Raw genomic sequence first — 20,717 nt, 5'->3', positions numbered from 1 at the left:
CAGATCAATAACTGTCATCATCGACGGGTACTGATAAAATATCTGAAATATGTTCACAAAGGGTTTTGTTTTCTTCTGATGTACTTTTCCATTTCGGGCATTGGCTGGAATTTGTTCTTGGCTGCCAGCTAAAGACTGTGCGGTTAATAATGGAAATAGTCTTGGAGTTGTAAGATGATGATGAAGTCAGATGACAATATATGAGACCAATATCATTTATGAGTAACAGTTGAAGTTTTTCGAGTTTAATCTCATAGAGATCCGTTGAAAAAATTAAACAGCCCGAAGACGCTTCATTCAGGTTTAAAATGTATCTGCCACCGTCCATCGGTCTGAGAGTGGTAGCGCCTGAGCGAGTGTAGAAGCGCCTTATGTCCTTGATTTGATCTATTGTCAGCCCCTCAGACCAATGCTTCCATGGCTGGGAAGATAATAGAGTCTGGGTTTGTTTTTTTGATAGCATGAGTGGCAGGAAGCCCCAGCCTGACCATTTATAATTACTCATACAGCAGCATCCTCAAGATCATCTGGCAACCATGATGCAAGCCTTCGGATATTGTATTTGTCTACAAGGTGTTTCAGAACAAGCAATTGCTCAGGTGGGTATTTCTTTGAGACATAACGACGGATGCTTTTATCCTCTCTTTCTTTGTAAGGTACTTTATAATATCGCTCACTGCTTTCAATAAAATCCCTCAGCAAGTTAGCTTCCTGAATCAAGTGATCTTCCGTTAACTCATAGCGCAGCGTATAACCTTTTAATATCCATGAGCTTACAGGTTTTGCCTTGTGATGATTTGTACCACACATCAGTATTGCTTGCTGACCCGATTCAATTTTCTTCTGGAACCAGGTATTACTTGCACTCTCAATAGATATTTTTGGTAATCCATATTCATCTAGCTGGATGTCCGAATAAACAATACCATCTTTATCCAACTGATTCTTGATCACATCAATTGTTCGGACGGTATCAATTTTTTGGATCACTGGTATTATATCTTCTGCATTATATTCAAGGCAGCTTTTGCCAAAAGCCACTATCGCACGTTCTGGTTTATTTTTTCCAACTAAAAATAGCTTTGTCTGAAGATAGCCGGAAGTGTATCCGTTGATTTCGTCGAATGATATAGCCTCGTCAGTAATGTTTAGCGCTCTTTTGGATTCAATCTGAGCTAAATCCATGCCTGATAGACTGACCATTTGTTCTTCTTGTAAAATATGGCTGTATTTTAAGAAGTTGCGGGTGTTTTTATCACGCAATTCATTCATTTCAGAGTAAACAAGCTCATAAGCTGATCTAGGGAGTAAGCGTGAAGAAACTGCACAGTATCTGAATGATCTTAGAACTTTTCTTACAGGTACACCATGCTGTAAACTTTCTAATCCAAGGCTGGTTAATTCAAATTTGTCATGTTTATATGAAATAAATGATCGCCCATCCATTTCATTCAAATGTTTTAGCACCAGCTTTTCTGCCAAACCCGTTAAGAGCACAATAGACTCTATTGAACTGATACCCTGTTGGATGAGTTTGAATAACATGATGTCAGTATCACTTAACTCTTCACGGCTGCGCTCTTTTACTAATATTTTGATATTTATTATTGGGAGCATGCAATTCCGGGCATAAAAAATCGTTTCACCTGAATTCAGTTTATTATTTAACACTTCTGAGTAACTATTCATTAAGCTAAAACGATTTGCTTTTGTTTTATTTTTGATCTTCTTAGGCATGAGTCTTTACCGTTTTAGATTCGTTGCTTTTACTGTTGTGTTTTTTGTGAGTGCTTTTAGGTTTTATAATTTTTCTTACTTCAAGAAACTTTGAACCTTCAAGTAGTGCATCTTTTTCAATACATTGTGTTTTCAACAGACACATAGCCTTTTTAAATTGCCTGTCATGAGCACCTTCACGATTTGCGCCTTTGGTTAATGTGCTGGAATCACCAATCATAATCAGTTGTTTCTTGGCGCGTGTCTGAGCAACATTCAGTCTGCGCCAGTCAGATAAAAAGCCAACCTTTCCACGAGGATTGGAGCGAGTAAACGTAAAGATAATGAGATCCCTTTCCTGACCCTGGAAGCTATCAACGGAGGCTACCAACTCAGTTAATGGCATGGTTAACTCAAGAAGAATTCCTTTCTTTTGCTGCTGTCGAATGGCTTTTTGAATAGCCTTAACATGGTTAGCATAAGGAACAATAATCCCTATTTCCCTCTTTTTTGCCAGCTCTGGGTATTCCTTTATTGCTTTCTTTAGGATGTTGATAATAAGGCTGGTTTCGCAAACATTATTTTCAACAACAGATCTTCCATCCTGGTTGAAGGAAGATTCTGTTTTGTTTGGTAAACGGCAGGTGTCTATCCAAATCATGGGTTGAGGACAGAAGGAGAGTAAGGGCTTCTTTTTTTCCATCCCAGCTCCTGCAAAGTACTGTCCTTCATAGAAAGCCTCAGAGACAAAGTCACTGATGATTGAAGGGCATCTAAACTGGGTGTCCAGCATGATTTTTCGATCTTCAGGTGCAGCTTCCCAAAGGTGTTCGAACCAACTTAATCGATACAGGTCTTTATAATCTTCGAAGCCGTGTGCAGCGATTTCATCAAGTACTTCATCACTTACCACTGGTGGGAGCTGCTTGTGATCACCAACAAGAATCGCTTTACTTGCCCGGGAAAGAGGAACAATCAGGTTATGTAACTGAATTTGACCGGATTCATCAACGATCACTACATCAAAATCCAGTTCTCTGAATAATGATTTAGTGTTAATTCCAATACATGTGGCACCTACAACATTCACATTTTCAATAAGAATTTTATATAATGCTTGCTGACGCTCTTTCCTTAACTTATCAAACCAGCTGGTTAGATTTGTTATTACGTTATTAAGCCTGTTTAGAGTTGGATCTAAACCTTCAAGATCCCTGAGGTTTATTGATTTCAACGTTGAGCTTGGGGCGCATATTTCCTGAATCAGTGTCTCTGAATCAGGAAAATACATATTAATTAACACTGATAAACCCCCGGCTATGCCGGGGAGACTCTCATAGGTTTAACCGTAGCGACAGTAGCTAACCTTCAGTTTCCGACCAAGAAAATTGAAGGTAAAACCAATGAGAGACTACAAGAGTTTGGCTCATACGCGTTGGGATTGTAAGTACCATATTGTCTTTATCCCAAAGAGAAGACGAAAGGTAATCTATGGGAATTTGAGAAAGTTTCTCGGAGAAATATTTCATGAGCTTGCCAGAAGGAAAGGCTGCAAAATTCTCGAAGGGCATTTGATGTCTGATCATGTTCACATGTGCATCAGTATTCCACCCAAATATCCGGTATCTCATGTCGTTGGATATCTGAAAGGAAAGTGTGCAATAGAGATTGCGAAAAATTTCAAAGGCAAGCAGCGTAACTTTAACGGAGAGCATTTTTGGGCAAGAGGTTACTTTGTCTCAACAGTAGGACTTGATGAAGAAGTGGTTCGGGCATATATCCGAGATCAAGAAAAGAATGATGGAAATAGAGATCAGTATGATCTTGACTGGTAAGCGCCCTTGGGCGCAATAAAAGCCCTTAGAGGGCGTAATCTGATAAGCCTCCGGCTATGCCGGAGGTCAGTTAACTTTATTATTTAACTCGTCAATCAGGACTGGAAGTTCAATTCTTCTTTTTTCAAGGTTAGAAAGATGAGCTCGGTTTGTTGATATTTCTGAATTGGTTACAGAACTAATATTAAGAATTCTGTCTTTTTTTTCATTTAATCGTTGACAGCGGACTTGATCGTAAATATCAAACATGAACCTAAAAATTGGCCACACTTTAACTTCTTCACCTGATAGTTTTTTTTGTAGTTTTTTTAAGCTTTCGTCTAGTAAGACCTGTTTTGATGTCAGGTCTGAAAGTTTTTTTTCTATATCAGGGATAGATTTGAATGATCGTTTATATTCTCTATCAAGACTGTCCCTTTGAGATATTAGGACACTTATCTCTTTTTTCTGTTCAATAATTTTCTGTAATAATTTTTTTTGAGAATTCAGTTTTTCTAATGTTTCATCAGCATCAGAAAACATCTTCATCTGAAGCTCAGTTGCCTTATTGTCCAGTGTTATGGCTTCAAGAGAGGAGCTTATTTTATTCTCATTACCGATTCTAAGACACTCAAAATCATCTTCTTCGGCTAACCGCTCCAGAACATTGTCTACGGCTTTATTATTCTGCGATGTGACTAATACTCGTTTACCTTGTGCTGCAAAGTACTTTACCCATTGCAGAATAACGGTAGTTTTACCCGTTCCCGGAGGTCCTAATACCAGGGTGTAGTCATCACTACCTGCACCGCTATTAATGGCTTTTACCTGGGATGGAGTCGGAGGGAATTTGCTGGGTGGCAGAGGAACATCCACTGTTTGTAGTGGAGGGTGCTCATATTCCTCAGCGGCCAGGGGCAGTAACCATGGGTTCTTTGAAGTCATCTCCTCAAGGGAATCTACGACGGCATTACGAACTTTATTGAGAGTCGGAAGAGCAGCGACACCAAGCATTGCCTCTTGAGGAATCAGCGTATCAGAGGTTTGTTTCTCGATACTCACATGAATGATGGGTTCTTTCTCAACCGGATTAAGATCTACAAGCTCCAATAATATATCAGTGGGTTCTTTTTGTTCCGATAAAATTAATAGCAAACTGGGTTGCTCTTCACATAACCTTTTATAGTCACTTTCATTTATCGTTAATTCATAATGCAACCGATACAGCGTTTTTTTGCTAAGCGCAGTGATCGATGTAGCGAAGAAAGGAGGGCATTGCAATGCTTTCGCTTGTTCAATCTCATGCTCAGCATCAATAAAGCTACGAAGCATATCAACGCTTTCCCGCATTTCAGCGCTTAACTCTTCTTTTGTATCTTGCTGGGATATTTCTTCCCCATCTGTAGTCCAGGGAGAGTTAATGATTTCAAGAAGTTCATTAGCGTAGGCTCCAGAGCTGTATCTTGAACCTGACTTCTCAAGTCCAAAACCAAACTCTCGACCGGTCATAATAGTAACTGCTCATATTCCATTGGCAAGAACCGTTTCCTGATAGCCTGATGCCTTCAGGATGAGATGCCCCAGCTGCGGAATCAGATTGGTTCCAGTCAGCCTGTCCCTGAGATAGTTGGCAAAGGACACCCCGTGTTGTTTACAGGTCTTTTTCAAACTGGCAAAGGTGTCGCGGCATTTCCTCCCAAGTTTACTCCGGGTACCACCGCTAACCTTTCGCCGTTTCACATACTCTCTGATCTGCCTCTCGCTCAGGTTGTTGTGCAGTGGCAGCCACGGATACTCAAGAACCAATAACAGCTCTTCCCTGACAACCATCAGTTTGCCCAACTCAGCCTGCAAGGCAGGGTAGTCAACCCGCTGTGTTACCCAACGATCAAACTCCTGGTAGAGCTTCTGTTTCTCCTTGTCCGTTGGTTTTTTCTGGTAGGCCTCAATGTCGTCGTAGAGGCACCAGTACTGATCCTGCACGGTGTCACGGGCGGCTCGTTCCAGGTCATTGGCCGGTATCAGCTTGTCCATGTTTCTTCCCGCATGGTACCAACACAGCGAATGCTGAAAGGCTGTATCAAACTGCCGGGCTCCATCGCTATGGATAATCAGGTTCTCAAGGCGATGATTGAGCATCAATGCGGCCTTTAAAACACCCTCTGTCGCCCAGCGCCTTTGTTGCGGGGCAGCACAACCAATGCTGTTAAGGAAGCTCTCCCACTCTTCTTCTGTTGAGAAACGCTTCTCGCCGCATTCGGATAGCGCAGTGATCCACTTCTTCGACACATCAACCTGATTCTCCATGTAGTCAATGGCAACGTCGTTGAGAAGATAAAGCCGCTGCTGCCCTTGCAGACAGCCCAGGAAATTAATCCTGCTCTTACTGTCGCTGCTATGGAAGTAGGAAAAATAAGGGTTGCCGATAAACAGGCAGTAGCCGTTTTTTCCTTGGTGGCGAGCACCTGTGTCGTCGGCCTGGAGATAATCAGAGCAAGTCAGCCCTGCTTCCAGCAATTCTTCTTTTTCCTGGTGGAAAATATCATGGCCTTTCGTCAGGATGTTGCTCAGGGAACCTTCTGATATTGAGCATCCATGGTCGTGCAGCCAAGATAGCAGTAGTGGCTGTGTCGTACTGCATGAATGATAAAAATCCAGCAGATGGGCTTTCAGGTTGTCGCCAAAACGGTCTTTCACATGATCAGGTAGCGGGGCTGACACCCCGCCTTCCGGAGTTGTGTAATACTCACGCCTGTAGCGAGTAGTGACAAAACGCAAGTCCAGCTCAGTATGGAAAAAGTCGATATAGCACTTGAAGCGCCAGTTCTCACCGGGAGCAGCGATTGAACAGATTTCCTCTCGGTCAACAGTCATTGGTGGTGCAGCGGTTTCACCGGCTTCTTGTGATCGTGGTCGTTTACTTTTCGGCGGACGATCAGTGTCACTTTTCCCGGCAGCCTGATCAGTGTCTTCCGCAGAAGAGCTGTCTTCCTGATCATCGCCCTTGTCCGAGACATTAGGCCTGATTTTAGGCTTGCCCTTGTGCTTCTTCAGGTGGCGAATTTCTGCTCGAAGCTGTTCGTTCTCTTCGACCAGCTGTTCGATCTGAACGCGCTGCCTTTCAATTTGCACAGATTGCTTCTCGACCGTGTCGAGAAGGTTTTTGACGAATGAACGCAACTGTTCATTGTCTGTACTGGAGAATAGTGAGTCAGGCAGGTGCATACGGTGAAATATACGAAAGATCAGGATAACTTTCTTTGACCTGTAGAGGTTGATTTGCCAGTCAATTTTGAGCAGTTACTCATAATACTCAGTCCATCAAAAGAAACTAATGCACCATTTTCTAGCATACGCTGGCGATCTTGATTGTTGGCAAAGAAAATCCTGCTTAACCATAGCCTTGAATTGCCATTGCTATTACCAACTGAAACATTAACTTTGTACTTACTGATTAATAGCGTAATCATTACGCTATCTTTATTCTTTAGTTTGAAAGAGCTGATCCAGCCTTTTTTAACATTTTTCAGCTGGTCGATAGCCTGGTCCTGACTGGGTCCATTATCAGGCCAATTCTTATCCAGATAATTATTTTCCTCTCTATAAAGAAGTGGAATCTCAGAATCGTATTTAGCCACTTTTTGCTCTGGCCAGAATGGCACAGATGTGTTGATTATATCAGTCATCCTTTAATTCCTATTTTATTCGTCTGGATGCGTCACGAAGCTGGTTGGCAATAGTTTGTGCTTGTTGAGTTCTTCTACTTGCGCTGAAACGTAACCCTTTTGAGAGGACTGTCGCTATTTGCTTAGGTAGTGCAGGGTTCTGCTGGGTATCTATCTCGGTCTCCCAGTCAGATATCTCAAAATTTGGCTCAAGCTCGGCAGGATTACCGGTTAAAATGAAATGAATAACCTGGCTGAGTGAAAATATATCGCTTGTCTCAGTAAGCCTTATGTTTCTGGCAATACTTTGCTCAGGAGATCGGTAATGATAGGTACCTTCTTCTGTTTCCCGCTTCTGTGTGGATGAGCCAAAGTCAATAAGGTAAACATTGGTGACGTTTCTTCCTGCCAGTTGGAGGATAATATTGTCTGGCTTGATATCCCTATGTAATAATTTAAAGCGATGCAGCTGTTGTACTTTTTTGCAAACTTGCTCAGCTATTGCTAACTTCTGAACCAACGGTATGTTGGATTCGCTATTCGAAGCGAGGTATTCAGATAAAGGTGTTCCCTCTATCCAGTCCATTAACAGAAAATGTTTATTTCCTTGGTTCCAATGCAAATGGCACTTAGATGTGATGCCAAAAGGTAACCGGTTGAGAGCAACGACTTCATTTTTTATTGTCCTAACTTGATGACCGTCCTCTACCTCAATAACTTTTAAACCATAGGTTGTACCGAATAAGCTCGTATTTTTGACACGGTAAAATGCTCGTTTGGTAACCGGATTAGAATAAATAATTTTATCTATTTCGTAGCCTGTAGAGGGAGATTTTATAGCACTTTTGACAGCTAGTTGGCCCATGATTTGAATACCTCGATGACTTCATTGATACCAGGTCTATGCTTCGCAACGCTATGCAGGAGACGCTGCAGGAACTGAGCATTGGATTTATCTATGTCCAATTCCTTACACAACCTGTTCCAGAATACGGGCCTTCGCCCTTTGGCAATCAGCTCTTTTGATGAGTCTTCGAAGGGTAAGTTGCCAGCGAGCATCTGGAAGGCGATCAGTCCGAGGCTGTAAATATCAGCCGCATAAGTCAGAGTTTGCCCCGGTTCATTCACCTCCGGTGCCTGATATTGCTGAGCGAAGGTTCTTCTGGCGTTAATGGGCAAAGTGGCAACAGTTTCAAGCTGGCAAAGTTCAAAGTTAATCAGCATTGGCTGGCCATTCTCATCAATCCGTATATTCTCGGGATTAATCGCCCGGTGTATGATCGCTGGCTCACCTACTGTTTGAATGTTTTTCAGTATCTCTGCGACTGAAAGCAACAATGAGGTAATCTCTTGCCGGGATGGCTTGTTCTTTGCCCACTCTGTCAGGTTTAACTCTGGAGCAGGTTCCAGAAAGATATACAGATGATCATCTGTGACTTCCTTTCCGCAATAATATTGAACACCATGCAGGCGTTTCATTCCGAGCCGGTTTAAAATTTGGGCTCTTCCTCAATTTGAGTGGGTGATTTATTATATTCTGAAGCACTCAATGCAAGGATGCACCGATGCGTGATAAGCAACTCTATTCTCAAATACTGGGTATTGAGTCTCCTTGGTTCGTTTCTGAAGTTGAATTGTCATTACAGGATCAACAGGTTCGGGTATTCATTGAACACAATGGTAAAAAGGCCTGCAAATGCAGTGTTTGCGATAAGCCCTGCTCTGGCTACGACCACATCACTCAGAAGTGGCGTCATCTGGATACCTGTCAGTTTCAGACTATTCTAGTTGCCAGGGTTCCACGGACCCAGTGCCCTGAGCATAAGGTGTTAGCCATCAATGTGCCCTGGGCTGAATCTGACTCTCGATATACAGCTCTGTTTGAAGCCCTTGTTATTGACTGGCTAAAGGAGGCAACTACGAAGGCAGTTGCACGACAAATGAAGCTTGGTTGGAATGCCATAGACGGTATTCAGCAGCGTGCAGTGAAGAGAGGACTGGCTCGTCGTGATGCTAAGCCACCAAAACGAATCGCTGTTGATGAAACCTCATTTCAAAAGCATCATGAATACGTCACAGTGGTCACTGACCACGACCAAGGCGTTGTTATTCACGTTTCTGATGACCGTAAAAGTGACAGTCTCAACGAGTACTTTGACACACTGCCCTATGACCATAAAGAGGGGATCGAATGCGTGACGATGGACATGTCCAAGGCTTACATCAAGTCAGTCAGTGAGAATGTTCCAGACGCAGATCAGAAGATTGCATTTGATAAGTTTCACGTTGCTCAGTCTCTGGGTAAAGCTGTCAACAAGGTTCGGATAGAAGAGAACAAAGCCCTTGTAAACCAAGGTGTAGAGCTGCTTAAGGGGACTCGCTACGACTGGCTGACTAACCCTGAAAACATGTCTGAAGAGCAGTGGGATAACTTCGAACCACTGAGAAACTCGACACTTAAAACAGCTCGCGCCTGGGCCATCCGGCAAATGGCAATGAGCTTATGGAATTACAAGTCCAGAGCTTGGGCAATCAAGGCCTGGAAGAGGTGGCTATGCTGGGCGCAGAGATGTCGGCTTGAGCCCATAAAAGAAGTTGCCAGAACGGTCAAAGAGCACTTGTGGGGTATCATCAACGCTATTGTCCTTGAGGCTAATAACGGTCGAGCAGAGGGAGTGAACAGCAAGATTCAGAGTTTGAAGAATCGGGCTTGTGGCTTTCGAAACCGTGAAAGATATAAGACAGCGATCTACTTTCATCTTGGAGGCTTGGACTTGTACCCCACTGGCGTACATCGTTGAAAACTACCCACTTAAAACAGGGAAGAACCAAAATTTGCGCCTCCCGACCAAGGCTCTGGATTTCGGCCTGTCTGTGAATATTGCTTAAGTGGTCAAACGAGAAGCATTTTGCCCACCTTCGGTTACCATACTCCCAAGCATCGAACACCTTATAATAATCCGTGGACTCTTTTGTATTGACATCCCGACTGCACTGGTACTCACCTATCCACTGAGCACCGTTCTCCTGAGCTGGATATGAATTAACCAGCTGGTCAACAATAAGGTTGATCTCAGACTCATCAAGGCGGTGCCTGAGTTTTTTCCCAAAGCGCTTTTTACAAAAGCTCATCAAAGCTTCAGAAATATTCTCAGGCTGGGCTACCAGAACTTCGCCAGCTTGTATAAAAGGCACTGGTAATGTTTCTTCATTATAAATACAGCTGACAGTGGCATCAGGCGATGTAAAAATAACCAGACCAGTATTTTTTAGCATTGGGTCCAGACCTTTAAGCGCTGGTAAATCACCAAAACGCCTTAATGATTCTCGTAGTTTATGAACTGGGTTTGAAAAAGTGTTTTCACCACGCTCATTTGAAATATAAAGGCTTTGTCGTTTGGATGTAGAGATGTCAACCTTGATGTTGCCATGATGATCTTTGAGCTCCAGAGGTATTACACCAAAGGGGTATATCAACAAGCCATCAAACAGTCTTGATGAACTGTCACTTAATATTGGTGGGCAGGACACAATCCTGAAACCATCAAACTGCGGGCAGTTGAACAATGCAGTAGCCAGGTCAGCCAGACCACGCCTTTCATGAAACCTGTCCTCCTGTGGGCCAACAAATGGATTGTACGGCCATTCAGGGCGAACAAAGGTATGAGTATTGGTCATTGGGAATAGCAGAGCTGACCAGTCCCTGTCGGAAACAGCAGGCAAAAACTGTCTGTATAAGTTACCTGACTTTAATGATTGGTAACTCATTTCAGTTGAGCACAGTATTTCCGAGTTCAAACCATCACTGGTCAGCATCAGTAAGCTGTCACTGTCTGGCTTGAGAACGTATTTGGCTATTGGAGGTGTGGTAGGCTGGCCCACTACGGCATTAGGTTGACTTTCTACTGTCGTTTCAGGGTAGAGAGTCACTGACTCTGAAATACTGAATAGCCGCAGATTCCCAACATAATGGCAGAGATACCCTGAACCAGACTGAGTAATCACTCCGAATACGGTTTGAACGTTCTCACTCAGGAAAAGTGTGTGAATATCATTAATCAACGATATTGGGTCAAAAAGCTCATTGCTCTGTCGCTCATTTAGCCAGTTTCTAAGTAATAGAAGTCCATGATTGGCATCGGTACCTGAAACCATATCGGTAATGATGGCCTGTCGTCCTGTATGGTGTATCCAGGTAAAGTCACCAATATTTTCTTTTCCTGAAACGCTTTGAAAATGTAATTCCATATTATCTTGATCGATGAATGGTTGATTTTTATGCTGCTGTTTTATTGTTGAAAATTATTGTTTTCTAAAGAGGTGTAATAGTTCTAAGATTATTTGTGGAAATTTATCGGTACACCCAGTCTCTGTTCTTGGTAAGTTCCTTGTAGGCTTCATCAAAGAATGTAGCTCGCCTTGCTTTTATTGTGAATGTATTGTTCTCAATAGGATTGGATCGAAATATTTCCATACCTTTTCCAATCTGCACCACATGATCATCAAAACACATCATTCGATCATGAGCCTTCGTTTTGAAAATCCTATCTTTGCAAAGAGAAAACCGTATTTCAAAATTTTTATCTTTGTAATACGGCTTTTTTTTGACAGTGCTTTCTATGTAGGACTTGATGCTGCTGGCATTAATATTTTTATTGGGTATATCACAGGCGCTGTAAATGTCTATGACAAACTTCTTGTCATAAGCAAATAGCTTTTCAATCAATCTTTCAAGTGATGTGGCTTTTCTTCTGTTTAGATCGTATTCGATGTTTAAAGCCATATATCGATCAATTATTGTGATGATAGACGTATGTTTTGCCAGACCATCAAACCGTCTGCACCAGAGCTCTGAGAAGTCTTCATTGGCTTTTATATCCTGTTCACAACTATCTTTGCTGGTTGTGAAATTGATTGATTCATTGATATTTGTTGGGTTGATTATTTCTAAATGATGGTTACTGACATCAATAGTTCTAGTTGTAAACAGCTCGTTATAATCTGAAGGAAGTATACCTGTGATTATGTCATTCTTGAAATAGTTTTCTTTAAAGTCATCGATGCTGCTCAATGTTGAAAGTACAGGGTTGTCTATTCTGACTTTTGTTTTTTTAAAAGTTTTGGAAGAAAGAGCTGTGATCCAACGCTGCTTGTATTTAAGTGGAACCTTGTTAATAGCGGAGATAATATTTTTACTGTTCTCTGTGCATACCGCCAGACAACCATAATTGCGCCATGATTCCAATATGGCATTGTTGATCGCTGGATACTCGAGAGCGCTGTCATCAAACAGCTCCTGATCAAAATAAAACGTCGTCAGCATTTATTCACCAAATACTTCATCAAGTCTTTCTTCAAAGAAACCTGCAGGCCAAATTGTTGTGAAGTCACCTTCCTCATCCAGGCTTATCTGTGTGACTTGAGCACCATCTTGTCCGACATCGACATATAAGACTGATATCAAATCCTTGCTTATTAACCCTTCCCTTATGCGCCTTTGTATTCTTAGCATCAGTGCTTCACTATGGGTTTCGATGATCCACTGATTGCCATTTTGGGGTGAACTAGAATCAATAAACAAATCAGCTAAATGTGCTTGCAGCTTTGGGTGAAGGTGTATTTCTGGTTGTTCTACGCATATCACTTTCTTTTTGGATACAATGGCATCAAGGATGATTGGGAGCACCTGACCAATACCAAAACCTACATCTCTAGGGGTTACTACTGCACCATTGCGTAAATCTTTGAGCTGAACAGAAATTAGGGGGCCAGTATTGATATTACCAACATCCTTTGCGCTTAATGCGTATGGGATATGAAAATTGTCCAGCGTTATATTGATTTTTTCTTTTGTTTCTCTGGATGCTGTATAAATATCAAGACCAAGATTATTTTTTCCCTGACTCTTTTGATAATTGCTGATGGCATCCGAATAGAATCTCTTGGGAGAGCTTCTTAGCGGTCCCAGATATTTTATATCTTCAAACTTAGAGCGGATATCATCCAGAACTTTATCGGTATAGTCACTTAATGGTGTACCAAGATCAGTTATAACGCTTGGAATGTTAAGATGTGAACCAATTTTAAAGGGTTCAGATAACCAGTCTTCCAGTAGGTTCCACCCATGGCCATCGGCTGATGAGAGCTTTACTCGTTTTGAAATGATTTGTCTCAAGCTTTTGTTATGTTTCAGAGTGAATGTAGTGCCGCTTGAAGTTTTATGCCCTCTTTCAACATGATAATTTACTTTTTCACCATTCTTATCACTGCAGATGAACTTATAATGGTTCAGACTGGCTTTGGTCTCAAATTGCTTATAGGCAAGCTCAACTGTTCTGATATCGTTGTTAGAGTAGAGCATATTGTAAGAGTATTTTTGCTGAAACTCCTTTGCATCCAGCTGATTCTTGTACTTAATTGAAAATAACATCTCTTTAACCGGGTTTTGTCCATGTATTAATGACTCAAAGGTACCCAGATCAATGTCTTCACCCGATGTTACCAGATCACTGTCTTTTTCTTTCTCAAGCAGTGTCTGCTTCAACATCATCAGTGATTGTATGACAGAACTTTTACCTGCTGAGTTAGGACCATAAATTAACGTAATAGGAGCTAGAGGAAGAGTCTGTGATTTCGAAAATGATTTGAAGTTTTTTATATTGAACTCAGTGATCATTAATATGCCTGTAATTTTTGTATTGTAAATAAAAGGATTTCCCGATTGGTAACCAGATTGACTATTTAATAGACATTACAAAATAGGAGATTTGGATATTTAATGAACATTGTTTTTGTATAGAGCAGTAAAGCGCTCACACTACCGCCTTATTGCAGTTCCATAAATGCCAATCGTCTAAATATTGTTCTTTTATTCCTGTTTTTAGAGGATTTTAGTATTCGCTATTATCGATAATTAATATTTTTTGGCAATCGATATGGGTCAAAAAAACTGGCTTTTCACTTGTTTGAATGGGCGATTATCAACGGTTCATTCCGTTGGTGTTACCTCCGGCAATAAACACCACCAAATCACCGGTTTGATATGACCTCTCAATTAACCACTTCATGGCCGATTTCCAAAGTATTATCAGCACTAAGAGAAAAGAGCCATGATCAACCGACAGGACTACCTCATGATAAAACAAGCCAGAGAAAAAGGCTGTTACCTTGAAGATATTGCAAGCCAGGCTGGCTGCTCTGTCAGCACAGTCAAGCGTGCCCTGAAACGACAGGGACCACCACCCAGGCGCAGGCCAGGCATACGTGCCAGCAAACTTGATGACTTTAAACCCGTCATTGATGCCTTACTGGCAGAAAATGTCTGGAATGCAGACGTAATCTTTGCAGAGATCAGGGAGCAGGGATATACCGGTGGTAGTATGAGCTCAAAAACCGGTACATGAGGAAAAATCTCAGCTTGTCGTCTAACATCCTGACAATGGATGACAGGAAGTCAAAGCTACGGCTTGCCATGCCTCAGCCAGGGAAGAAAGCTAAGGATGTCAAAAACGCTATGATTAAGCTTTTGAAGCCTCTGGACAAGTTCATCAAGACGCTAACATACGACAATGGTAAGGAGTTTTTTGAGCATGAGGCCGTTTCAAAAGCCATATCCCGCGACAGTTATTTCGCAAAGCCTTACCACTCTTGGGAGCGAGGGCAGAATGAGAATGCCAATGGGTTACTCAGGCAATATTTTCTGAAATCAATGGAGCTGGATAAGGTGACCGAAGATCAGGTTTTCAGTGCTGTTGACAAGCTGAACAACAGACCAAGAAAGTGTCTCGGATTTAGGACTCCCTATGAAGTCTTTGAAGAACTTACGGGAGTCAATGTGAGAAAGTTAATGGGTTATGCACTTATTACTTGAATTCAGGAAATGTGACAGCTACTTTGCTGCCCCCTACCATTCTTGGGAAAGAGGCCAGAATGAGAATGCTAATGGTTTGCTAAGGCAGTATTTCCCCAAGTCGATGGAGCTTAATGGCGTGACAGAAAAAGATGTCATCATTGCAGTGGATAAGCTGAACAACAGGCCAAGAAAGTGCCTGGGCTACAAGACTCCTTATGAGGCATTTAAAGAGTCAACTGGAATAGATGCAAGAAAAGTCATGGGTTATGCACTTATGACTTGAATTCAGGAATTGTGAATTTCAGAGGCTTTGAGAAAGAGGTAAAGCGAGTTTTTGATGGGGTCGGTCAGGAATATATGATTTCGTATGCATGACTACTTAATGATGTTATCCGAAAGGGGGTAGGGTTCTGACGTAGACAGAGCATCCGGATACCAACGGTTTGAAAACCCAAGAATGCTTGCATCGTCGGGCATGAAATCCACTCTCATCTCGCCCAGTCTCATAGCGCAGAGAGGATCTCCTTCTACGGTACTATGACAGAACCCTTTTTGTTGCAATGCAGCCTGTAAGTCGGCAAAAGAAGCGTACCCCATTACATGGACAATCAGGTCTACGTCATCAGTATGACGCACCTGCTCCAGACTGAAAGCATCGGTAAGCAATAACCCGGTGGTGCAACCTCCCACAAAAGCCATTTGCTGCAAGAGGTCAGCCCCCAGTGCGGTGGCGACACGAATAAGCATCTGTTGGTGTTGATTGGCTTGGCTCATTTTGCCAGACCCAAATAGTTTTCCAGCCTGTGGATGGCAAGGTTTCGCTCTCTGGGTTGCCCCATACGAATAGCATCCACCAGAGCCAGTAACACGTAAAGAGCAGGGTCTTTACGGATAGCGTAGGTAGCGGATTTAAACAGCGGCTCAATCCCCTGACCTTTGCTGAGCCCACGGGCATCGGGCCAGACAGGAACCAGCTCTCCGGCACTCATGAGTTCATTATCAAAAACAGGAGCAACCAGCGAAGTAGTAATTCCTCGTGTTACTGCACCCGGTGAGGCAGGGAAAACAAATTTTAAACCATAAACAATAAACTCAAACAGGGACTTTCGGTTCACCGAAGGAGTACCTGATCGACGGTCTTTTTTTGCCAGCCCCACGCTATAGCAGCGATTTAATGCCAGATTAACCTGAGATTTACTGATACCGGTCATTTGAGCCAGCGTACGAACCCCGTAAGAATCAACGGCATCAGGAGAAGAAGACTCTGCACTATTTTCTTGTTCCACACTCCAGTCCTGCCATTGACCCGCTGGAATAGGGATGACCGACTGATTTTCTCCAAGGCTTAGGCAGTAGAGTTTTAACAATAAACCGATATCCTGACCTTTCATGTTGCTCCCTTTGCTGGCATGTCCTATGTCCTAGGACGTGGGACGACTGGTATGAAGCAATTGTGGTTTGAGACCCTGTTTTTGTCAAGATAGAACCATTGCCTGACTCAGCGGTGATTGGTTCGAGAGCGAAGGTTGAGCGCTTTTTCACTCTGGAAATGATTAAGGTGCTCTGGCTTAAGATTCTTATATCGAACCTCCAACCGCTGCCTGCTATCCTCCCGCTGTTCATTAAAATCCAGCCGTGAGCCTTTACCTGTCAGCCTTTCCAAGTTGAGCTGCTTCAGTGTATCGGCATTCAGTTCCGGCAACTTGTTTTGCAGCTTCAGCAGTGCCAGCCATTCGCTCAGATCAATTTGGTTCCAGTCGACCGCTTGTAAAACCTCGGGAGTGATACCAGAACAATCCGGATGTTTGGCGGAACCCCAGCCCATGTTTAACTGCTGTCTGATTTGTACCTGCAGAATGCGTGATAGTGGTGAGTTGAAGCAGCAGTAGCTGTTGAAGCTCATGCTGCTGAGTCCCAGTAATTTGGACTTTCTGTAGCTGCCGACCTTATGACAGTTTTTCATTTCCCGCTTTGCTGCCAGTTCAAACTCTTCGTCTTCACATTTGTTGGTGATCTGGATGATGAGTTTGGTCATGGTGTAGGCGGTGTAGAGCATGGTAACGGCACTGATCGCTGAAGTAATGGCTGGATTCATAATCAGAGCTTGCTGACTGAGTTGTCCGCCCTGTGAGGCCAGGTTATTGCCTGCTGTTCGGAACAACAGGTTGGTAGCGTCTTCTCCCAGTATTTTTTGGACGACTTCGGCCATTTTTCGCATGAGTTGTTGCTGCATATTGCCCAACAGAGATGACTGCGCTTCTTGCGACAGCTCTCCGGCAATAGGTTGGGCTGTAGCGGTTTGCGTGTGGACTTCAGCCGGTGTTGGCCATAGTTTTTTGGAGAGCTTGTCCCAACTCTTTCCCACGTTTGACCATAGATTTTTTGCGGGTTGGCTGAGTTTGTTGATGCCCTGCATCAAAGGTTCCCGCATTTTCTGGTACTGGCCGGTTAACTGGTTGGGGTAGTTCGATTGAAGATGGATTGCAGACTTATCGAACAAATAGCCCATCAACAGCAGGTTCAGGTAGCTTCCAAAATTGACATTGGTGGGCAGGTTGCAGCAGTCCACCATATTGAAAATACCTTTTTGCAGGTACAGGCTTTACCGCTGAATATCTGGCAGCCGCCCTCATAAGGGTCGCACTCCATATCGTGGGCCATATGTTTTGCGGCGTGGAGTCCACTGACCGCACTGGCAAAATCCGTATTATCAGCGTCGGTAATATCCGCCTGGCATTCTCCTAACATGCACTTCATGGGTTGGCCTTCACAGTGAATGCTTTCTTCAATACCGATGCGATTTAGTGAACCGGTATACCCACAGTCGTAGCGGTCTTCCGAGGTGTAGCAGGTGCCATATTTTTGTGATGGAGAGTCTCCCAGACATCGGCTGCTGAGAAATTCACAATCAGGATTGTTGGCGAACTGGGCGCAGTTATCGGGAGGCTGTTGTGTGGTTGTGGTCTTGTAATAAAAACAGTCAGCTTCTGCTCTTGCTGTTTTGCAGTCAGAGGGTAGTTGTCGTGACGTAGAGTATCTGTATGCCAATGATTCTCAGGAAACACCAGTCAAAATGCTTGGTTTGGTAGATTCGCTGAACATCGAAAACGATGATGCTGAATACTATAACGATATGGGAATAAATGCTGTCTATGTCAGCGAGAGCAGTGAGCAAAATGAGAGTGGACTTTCTTACAGAACACCACTGGAAAGTCAACTATTCTGGGGTGCATGCAAGAGTATGGCTCCTTTTGGCACGCTTAAGAAAACAGAAATTTTTAACAGTGAAACAGTTCCTCAGGCTGGGTGTGAAGATTTACAAGCGTATCAGTATCTGGTATCCAGAATTTACTTTTGGCTGGGTGCTGTATCATTGGTGGTCTGGAATCTATTTATTTCTTTGGTTGGTAATGGATAAAGCAATGGCACCATTATAGCCGGATGCCACTCCTTTGAACCCGAGCTCCGGTAGGATTTAATGAGTTTAGTCAAGTCCAAATGCTCAACAACGTCGACAACAAACCGAGCCATGTGATCTTCAGGAAGGTAATCATGAATACTGGCAGGGAAAAGAACGGGGCGTGTTCCGATCGATGGGCTTGAATTTCCATTTGTTCATGTTGGCGTAAACGTTGCTAGTACTGAACCCCATAAAGCAATCACTGTATGGGGTTAAGTGATTATTTATCGTCTTATATCGATAATCACAGGATCATGGTCACTGGAACTGTATTGGCCCGGCACTTTTGGCAAATCGCCGGAATACTTGTCTGGATATTCAAACAAAGAGTTTTCCAGAGAGTTTATATGCCAGTCAAATGCCTGAACTACTTTTTCCTCCAGCCCGGCACTGGCCAGGGCATGATCAAGACTTCCCAGTGCTCCGCCATAGCTGTAGCTGAATGTGTCTCCTTCGGTGAGAAGGGATTTATACCCATAACCTTCTGTGAGTACCTTACCGAGAGGTATTTCACCTTCTGAACCCTCAACCTTTGCAGAACTGGATGTTTTGACATTTTCCGATTCATCAATCTCCGAGGCTGTCAGCAAATAAACCGGGTCTTCCTGTGCGTAGGCATTAAAATCCCCGATCAGTAAAACAGAGTCCTCTTCCGGGTTGGTGTGGGTTTTGAAATATTCCCCCAGCCAGTAGGCGGCAGACACTCTCAGATTATTGCAACACGCCTGAATGCCGCCATAGGATTTGCCTTTCTCATCAACCGGGTCATCCACACAACCTCTGCAGCCTTTGGATTTGAAATGATTGACAGCCAGGGTAAAACAAAAGTCGTCCTGATCTTTACGACAGAACTTCTGTATTAATGTGCTGCGTTGCCCGATAATCGAAGATCCCTCATCGGTTTCAAGTTCAACCTTAACTTCCCGTGGCATAGGGAGGAGTACCGGCGAACCTGATGCTTTCAGAAAAGCAGGGCGATAGATAAGACCTACCGAAATAGCATCAGTACCCATAGAAGAGTCCCCCTCCGGATAAACATACTGATAATGCAAATTTTTGTCGGGCTGTCGGCTGTTGAGGTAGCGAACCAGGTTGGCTATCGAGGATTTATCCGTTTTGCCGTTGTTACCTACTTCCAGAAATCCTATGGCATCAGCATCCATCAGCCGGATGGCTTCAGCCAGTTTCTGGCGCTGCAACACACCTTCAGCAATAGTTTTAGCACCTCGATTTCCCCCTGCATAGGTGGTTTGTGGTGCCCCTTCGACCATAGCATCGGTGAAAAAGTTCAATAGGTTAAAACCGGCAATACGAAGATCATCGTTATTCTTTCTTGATGCCGGTTTGGGAGCACGTATCAGTGAGTCATTGTCTGGTTGTTGAACATTGTTGTCACCCCAGGCTTCATTCATTACCAGAAAGTATTTACGATAGGCATAGGCTAGGATTCCTTTTATGTCTCTGACCTGACTACTGACTCGCAGTGGGTAGGTTTGTGGGTTGAATTGAGGGTAGTAGCCGATTTCACCTTTGATCTGGCCTCCAGATTCTTCAAGGACAATACGATTTTTGGCGTTGGTTTTGACCAGAGCTTCAGCTTCAACGCTGGTGGGGCGGTACTTTTGGGTAGGATTAAACTGAAGGGATTTTGCCAGAACCATGTTATTGCGAAAGGCATCATAATCATAACCGTAGGAGCGGGTAATGACGCCATCAACAACCACCGTCATGCCTTCGTTACGTTCCATTTCCCCGGATTGAAAGTCACGCTCTGCGGGAATTTTCGGTGTACTGACCGTAAAGCTATGCTCACCAGCTGGCTTAATAATGGCATTGCCTTCGATCTTACTGATTTGTGTCTCACCGTAATACTCCTTAACCGTGCCATTTACCTGAACCAGGTCATTTTGTTTTACCTGCTCCCATTCCTTGGGGAAATAGACAAATACTCCTTCTGATGTTTTGTCATCATCATCTTCCCGCTCTTTAGGTTCCTGCAGGAAAAAACCGTAAGGGCTTTTTCTACCTTTGCTGTAAAAACCGGTTAGTATACCTTCTATACTGACTCTTTCGCCTTTGTGGGGACTCTCTCCACCGCTACCCTGCACATCATGTATTCGATAAGGCACCTGGGCAATGGCGGGCGGTTGTGCCAACGCTGCCAGCAGGCTACCTGAAAGCAGAATGTCATAGGAAAAAAGCCTGAACAT

The 20,717-nt window shown here is 43.3% G+C and carries 19 protein-coding genes and 2 pseudogenes; 6 read left to right on the top strand and 15 right to left on the bottom strand.

The window, feature by feature from the left end; translation table 11 throughout:
• Window positions 1–4: 4 nt before the first annotated feature.
• Genes NX722_RS15295 through NX722_RS15285 form a run of 3 tightly spaced genes read right to left on the bottom strand, consistent with a single transcriptional unit; the run spans window position 5 to window position 3,019 of the window.
• On the bottom strand, window positions 5–505 hold the full coding sequence (locus tag NX722_RS15295; RefSeq protein ID WP_262563701.1) for a hypothetical protein: 501 nt from the start codon (window positions 503–505) through the stop codon (window positions 5–7).
• Complete coding sequence (locus NX722_RS15290; protein WP_262563700.1) at window positions 502–1,737, bottom strand: hypothetical protein; 1,236 nt, start codon at window positions 1,735–1,737, stop codon at window positions 502–504. The genes NX722_RS15295 and NX722_RS15290 overlap by 4 nt, the downstream gene beginning before the upstream one ends.
• Window positions 1,730–3,019 (bottom strand): DEAD/DEAH box helicase, encoded by a 1,290-nt coding sequence (locus tag NX722_RS15285; protein ID WP_262563699.1) that lies wholly within the window; start codon window positions 3,017–3,019, stop codon window positions 1,730–1,732. The genes NX722_RS15290 and NX722_RS15285 overlap by 8 nt, the downstream gene beginning before the upstream one ends.
• A gap of 100 nt (window positions 3,020–3,119) precedes the next feature.
• On the opposite strand from NX722_RS15285, the gene tnpA reads away from it, so the two are divergent.
• Window positions 3,120–3,551, top strand: coding sequence for an IS200/IS605 family transposase (gene tnpA, locus NX722_RS15280; RefSeq protein WP_262563698.1), 432 nt, complete (start codon window positions 3,120–3,122; stop codon window positions 3,549–3,551).
• 66 nt (window positions 3,552–3,617) lie between these two features.
• Here the strand turns inward: tnpA and NX722_RS15275 are convergent, their stop codons facing one another.
• The 5 genes from NX722_RS15275 to NX722_RS15255 are packed head-to-tail and all read right to left on the bottom strand — an operon-like array spanning window position 3,618 to window position 8,674.
• Window positions 3,618–5,039, bottom strand: coding sequence for an AAA domain-containing protein (locus NX722_RS15275; RefSeq protein WP_262563697.1), 1,422 nt, complete (start codon window positions 5,037–5,039; stop codon window positions 3,618–3,620).
• Between the two features lie 12 nt (window positions 5,040–5,051).
• Window positions 5,052–6,755, bottom strand: a complete 1,704-nt coding sequence (locus NX722_RS15270; RefSeq protein WP_262563696.1) for an IS66 family transposase — start codon at window positions 6,753–6,755, stop codon at window positions 5,052–5,054.
• A 20-nt stretch (window positions 6,756–6,775) separates the two neighbouring features.
• The gene (locus tag NX722_RS15265; protein WP_262563695.1) at window positions 6,776–7,216 is read right to left on the bottom strand and encodes a hypothetical protein; all 441 of its coding nucleotides are present in this window, start codon (window positions 7,214–7,216) and stop codon (window positions 6,776–6,778) included.
• Between the two features lie 10 nt (window positions 7,217–7,226).
• Window positions 7,227–8,060 carry a serine/threonine protein kinase gene (locus NX722_RS15260; RefSeq protein WP_262563694.1) on the bottom strand — a complete coding sequence of 278 codons (834 nt, stop codon included), beginning with the start codon at window positions 8,058–8,060 and terminating at the stop codon, window positions 7,227–7,229.
• The gene (locus NX722_RS15255) at window positions 8,048–8,674 is read right to left on the bottom strand and encodes a protein kinase domain-containing protein (RefSeq protein ID WP_407647997.1); all 627 of its coding nucleotides are present in this window, start codon (window positions 8,672–8,674) and stop codon (window positions 8,048–8,050) included. The genes NX722_RS15260 and NX722_RS15255 overlap by 13 nt, the downstream gene beginning before the upstream one ends.
• A gap of 86 nt (window positions 8,675–8,760) precedes the next feature.
• Here NX722_RS15255 and NX722_RS15250 point away from each other — a divergent pair, with 86 nt between their 5' ends.
• Window positions 8,761–9,996 carry an ISL3 family transposase gene (locus NX722_RS15250; RefSeq protein ID WP_262563604.1) on the top strand — a complete coding sequence of 412 codons (1,236 nt, stop codon included), beginning with the start codon at window positions 8,761–8,763 and terminating at the stop codon, window positions 9,994–9,996.
• A 1,550-nt stretch (window positions 9,997–11,546) separates the two neighbouring features.
• Here NX722_RS15250 and NX722_RS15245 read toward each other — a convergent pair.
• Window positions 11,547–12,518 (bottom strand): hypothetical protein, encoded by a 972-nt coding sequence (locus NX722_RS15245; RefSeq protein WP_262563693.1) that lies wholly within the window; start codon window positions 12,516–12,518, stop codon window positions 11,547–11,549.
• Window positions 12,519–13,871 carry an AAA family ATPase gene (locus NX722_RS15240; RefSeq protein ID WP_262563692.1) on the bottom strand — a complete coding sequence of 451 codons (1,353 nt, stop codon included), beginning with the start codon at window positions 13,869–13,871 and terminating at the stop codon, window positions 12,519–12,521. It abuts the gene before it with no gap.
• A gap of 433 nt (window positions 13,872–14,304) precedes the next feature.
• Between NX722_RS15240 and NX722_RS15235 the strand changes: the two genes are divergently transcribed.
• From NX722_RS15235 to NX722_RS15225, 3 genes and pseudogenes are all read left to right on the top strand, one after another.
• Window positions 14,305–14,598, top strand: coding sequence for a hypothetical protein (locus tag NX722_RS15235; RefSeq protein WP_262563691.1), 294 nt, complete (start codon window positions 14,305–14,307; stop codon window positions 14,596–14,598).
• Window positions 14,599–14,624: 26 nt separating this feature from the next.
• Window positions 14,625–15,065: pseudogene (locus NX722_RS15230) on the top strand (IS30 family transposase); the annotation flags it as partial.
• 19 nt (window positions 15,066–15,084) lie between these two features.
• Window positions 15,085–15,330: pseudogene (locus tag NX722_RS15225) on the top strand (transposase); the annotation flags it as partial.
• A gap of 92 nt (window positions 15,331–15,422) precedes the next feature.
• On the opposite strand, the gene NX722_RS15220 reads toward NX722_RS15225, so the two are convergent.
• The 4 genes from NX722_RS15220 to NX722_RS15205 form a co-directional block, all read right to left on the bottom strand.
• The gene (locus NX722_RS15220; protein ID WP_262563689.1) at window positions 15,423–15,821 is read right to left on the bottom strand and encodes a hypothetical protein; all 399 of its coding nucleotides are present in this window, start codon (window positions 15,819–15,821) and stop codon (window positions 15,423–15,425) included.
• On the bottom strand, window positions 15,818–16,438 hold the full coding sequence (locus tag NX722_RS15215) for a hypothetical protein (RefSeq protein WP_262563688.1): 621 nt from the start codon (window positions 16,436–16,438) through the stop codon (window positions 15,818–15,820). The genes NX722_RS15220 and NX722_RS15215 overlap by 4 nt, the downstream gene beginning before the upstream one ends.
• 107 nt (window positions 16,439–16,545) lie before the next feature.
• On the bottom strand, window positions 16,546–17,619 hold the full coding sequence (gene traN / locus NX722_RS15210; protein WP_262563687.1) for a conjugal transfer protein TraN: 1,074 nt from the start codon (window positions 17,617–17,619) through the stop codon (window positions 16,546–16,548).
• Window positions 17,568–18,095, bottom strand: coding sequence for a conjugal transfer protein TraN (locus tag NX722_RS15205; protein ID WP_262563686.1), 528 nt, complete (start codon window positions 18,093–18,095; stop codon window positions 17,568–17,570). Before NX722_RS15205 ends, traN begins: the two co-directional genes overlap by 52 nt.
• A 25-nt stretch (window positions 18,096–18,120) precedes the next feature.
• Between NX722_RS15205 and NX722_RS15200 the strand changes: the two genes are divergently transcribed.
• Window positions 18,121–18,465, top strand: coding sequence for a hypothetical protein (locus tag NX722_RS15200; RefSeq protein WP_262563685.1), 345 nt, complete (start codon window positions 18,121–18,123; stop codon window positions 18,463–18,465).
• Between the two features lie 266 nt (window positions 18,466–18,731).
• Here the strand turns inward: NX722_RS15200 and NX722_RS15195 are convergent, their stop codons facing one another.
• A complete protein-coding gene (locus NX722_RS15195; protein WP_262563684.1) occupies window positions 18,732–20,717 on the bottom strand; it encodes an ExeM/NucH family extracellular endonuclease in 1,986 nt (661 codons plus the stop codon).

The sequence above is a fragment of the Endozoicomonas gorgoniicola genome (genome assembly GCF_025562715.2).
Taxonomy (GTDB): domain Bacteria; phylum Pseudomonadota; class Gammaproteobacteria; order Pseudomonadales; family Endozoicomonadaceae; genus Endozoicomonas_A; species Endozoicomonas_A gorgoniicola.
This window is presented reverse-complemented; position numbering and strand designations above follow the sequence as displayed.

Excerpts from the sequence above, each read along its gene's own strand:
- NX722_RS15195 (WP_262563684.1), bottom strand. The coding sequence starts at position 20,717 with ATGTTCAGGCTTTTTTCCTATGACATTCTGCTTTCAGGTAGCCTGCTG.
- NX722_RS15295 (WP_262563701.1), bottom strand. The coding sequence starts at position 505 with ATGAGTAATTATAAATGGTCAGGCTGGGGCTTCCTGCCACTCATGCTA.
- NX722_RS15245 (WP_262563693.1), bottom strand. The coding sequence starts at position 12,518 with ATGCTGACGACGTTTTATTTTGATCAGGAGCTGTTTGATGACAGCGCT.
- NX722_RS15250 (WP_262563604.1), top strand. The coding sequence starts at position 8,761 with ATGCGTGATAAGCAACTCTATTCTCAAATACTGGGTATTGAGTCTCCT.
- traN (WP_262563687.1), bottom strand. The coding sequence starts at position 17,619 with ATGGTGGACTGCTGCAACCTGCCCACCAATGTCAATTTTGGAAGCTAC.
- NX722_RS15220 (WP_262563689.1), bottom strand. The coding sequence starts at position 15,821 with ATGAGCCAAGCCAATCAACACCAACAGATGCTTATTCGTGTCGCCACC.
- NX722_RS15260 (WP_262563694.1), bottom strand. The coding sequence starts at position 8,060 with ATGGGCCAACTAGCTGTCAAAAGTGCTATAAAATCTCCCTCTACAGGC.
- NX722_RS15200 (WP_262563685.1), top strand. The coding sequence starts at position 18,121 with ATGCTTGGTTTGGTAGATTCGCTGAACATCGAAAACGATGATGCTGAA.
- tnpA (WP_262563698.1), top strand. The coding sequence starts at position 3,120 with ATGAGAGACTACAAGAGTTTGGCTCATACGCGTTGGGATTGTAAGTAC.
- NX722_RS15240 (WP_262563692.1), bottom strand. The coding sequence starts at position 13,871 with ATGATCACTGAGTTCAATATAAAAAACTTCAAATCATTTTCGAAATCA.
- NX722_RS15265 (WP_262563695.1), bottom strand. The coding sequence starts at position 7,216 with ATGACTGATATAATCAACACATCTGTGCCATTCTGGCCAGAGCAAAAA.
- NX722_RS15290 (WP_262563700.1), bottom strand. The coding sequence starts at position 1,737 with ATGCCTAAGAAGATCAAAAATAAAACAAAAGCAAATCGTTTTAGCTTA.
- NX722_RS15270 (WP_262563696.1), bottom strand. The coding sequence starts at position 6,755 with ATGCACCTGCCTGACTCACTATTCTCCAGTACAGACAATGAACAGTTG.
- NX722_RS15235 (WP_262563691.1), top strand. The coding sequence starts at position 14,305 with ATGATCAACCGACAGGACTACCTCATGATAAAACAAGCCAGAGAAAAA.
- NX722_RS15215 (WP_262563688.1), bottom strand. The coding sequence starts at position 16,438 with ATGAAAGGTCAGGATATCGGTTTATTGTTAAAACTCTACTGCCTAAGC.
- NX722_RS15255 (WP_407647997.1), bottom strand. The coding sequence starts at position 8,674 with ATGAAACGCCTGCATGGTGTTCAATATTATTGCGGAAAGGAAGTCACA.
- NX722_RS15275 (WP_262563697.1), bottom strand. The coding sequence starts at position 5,039 with ATGACCGGTCGAGAGTTTGGTTTTGGACTTGAGAAGTCAGGTTCAAGA.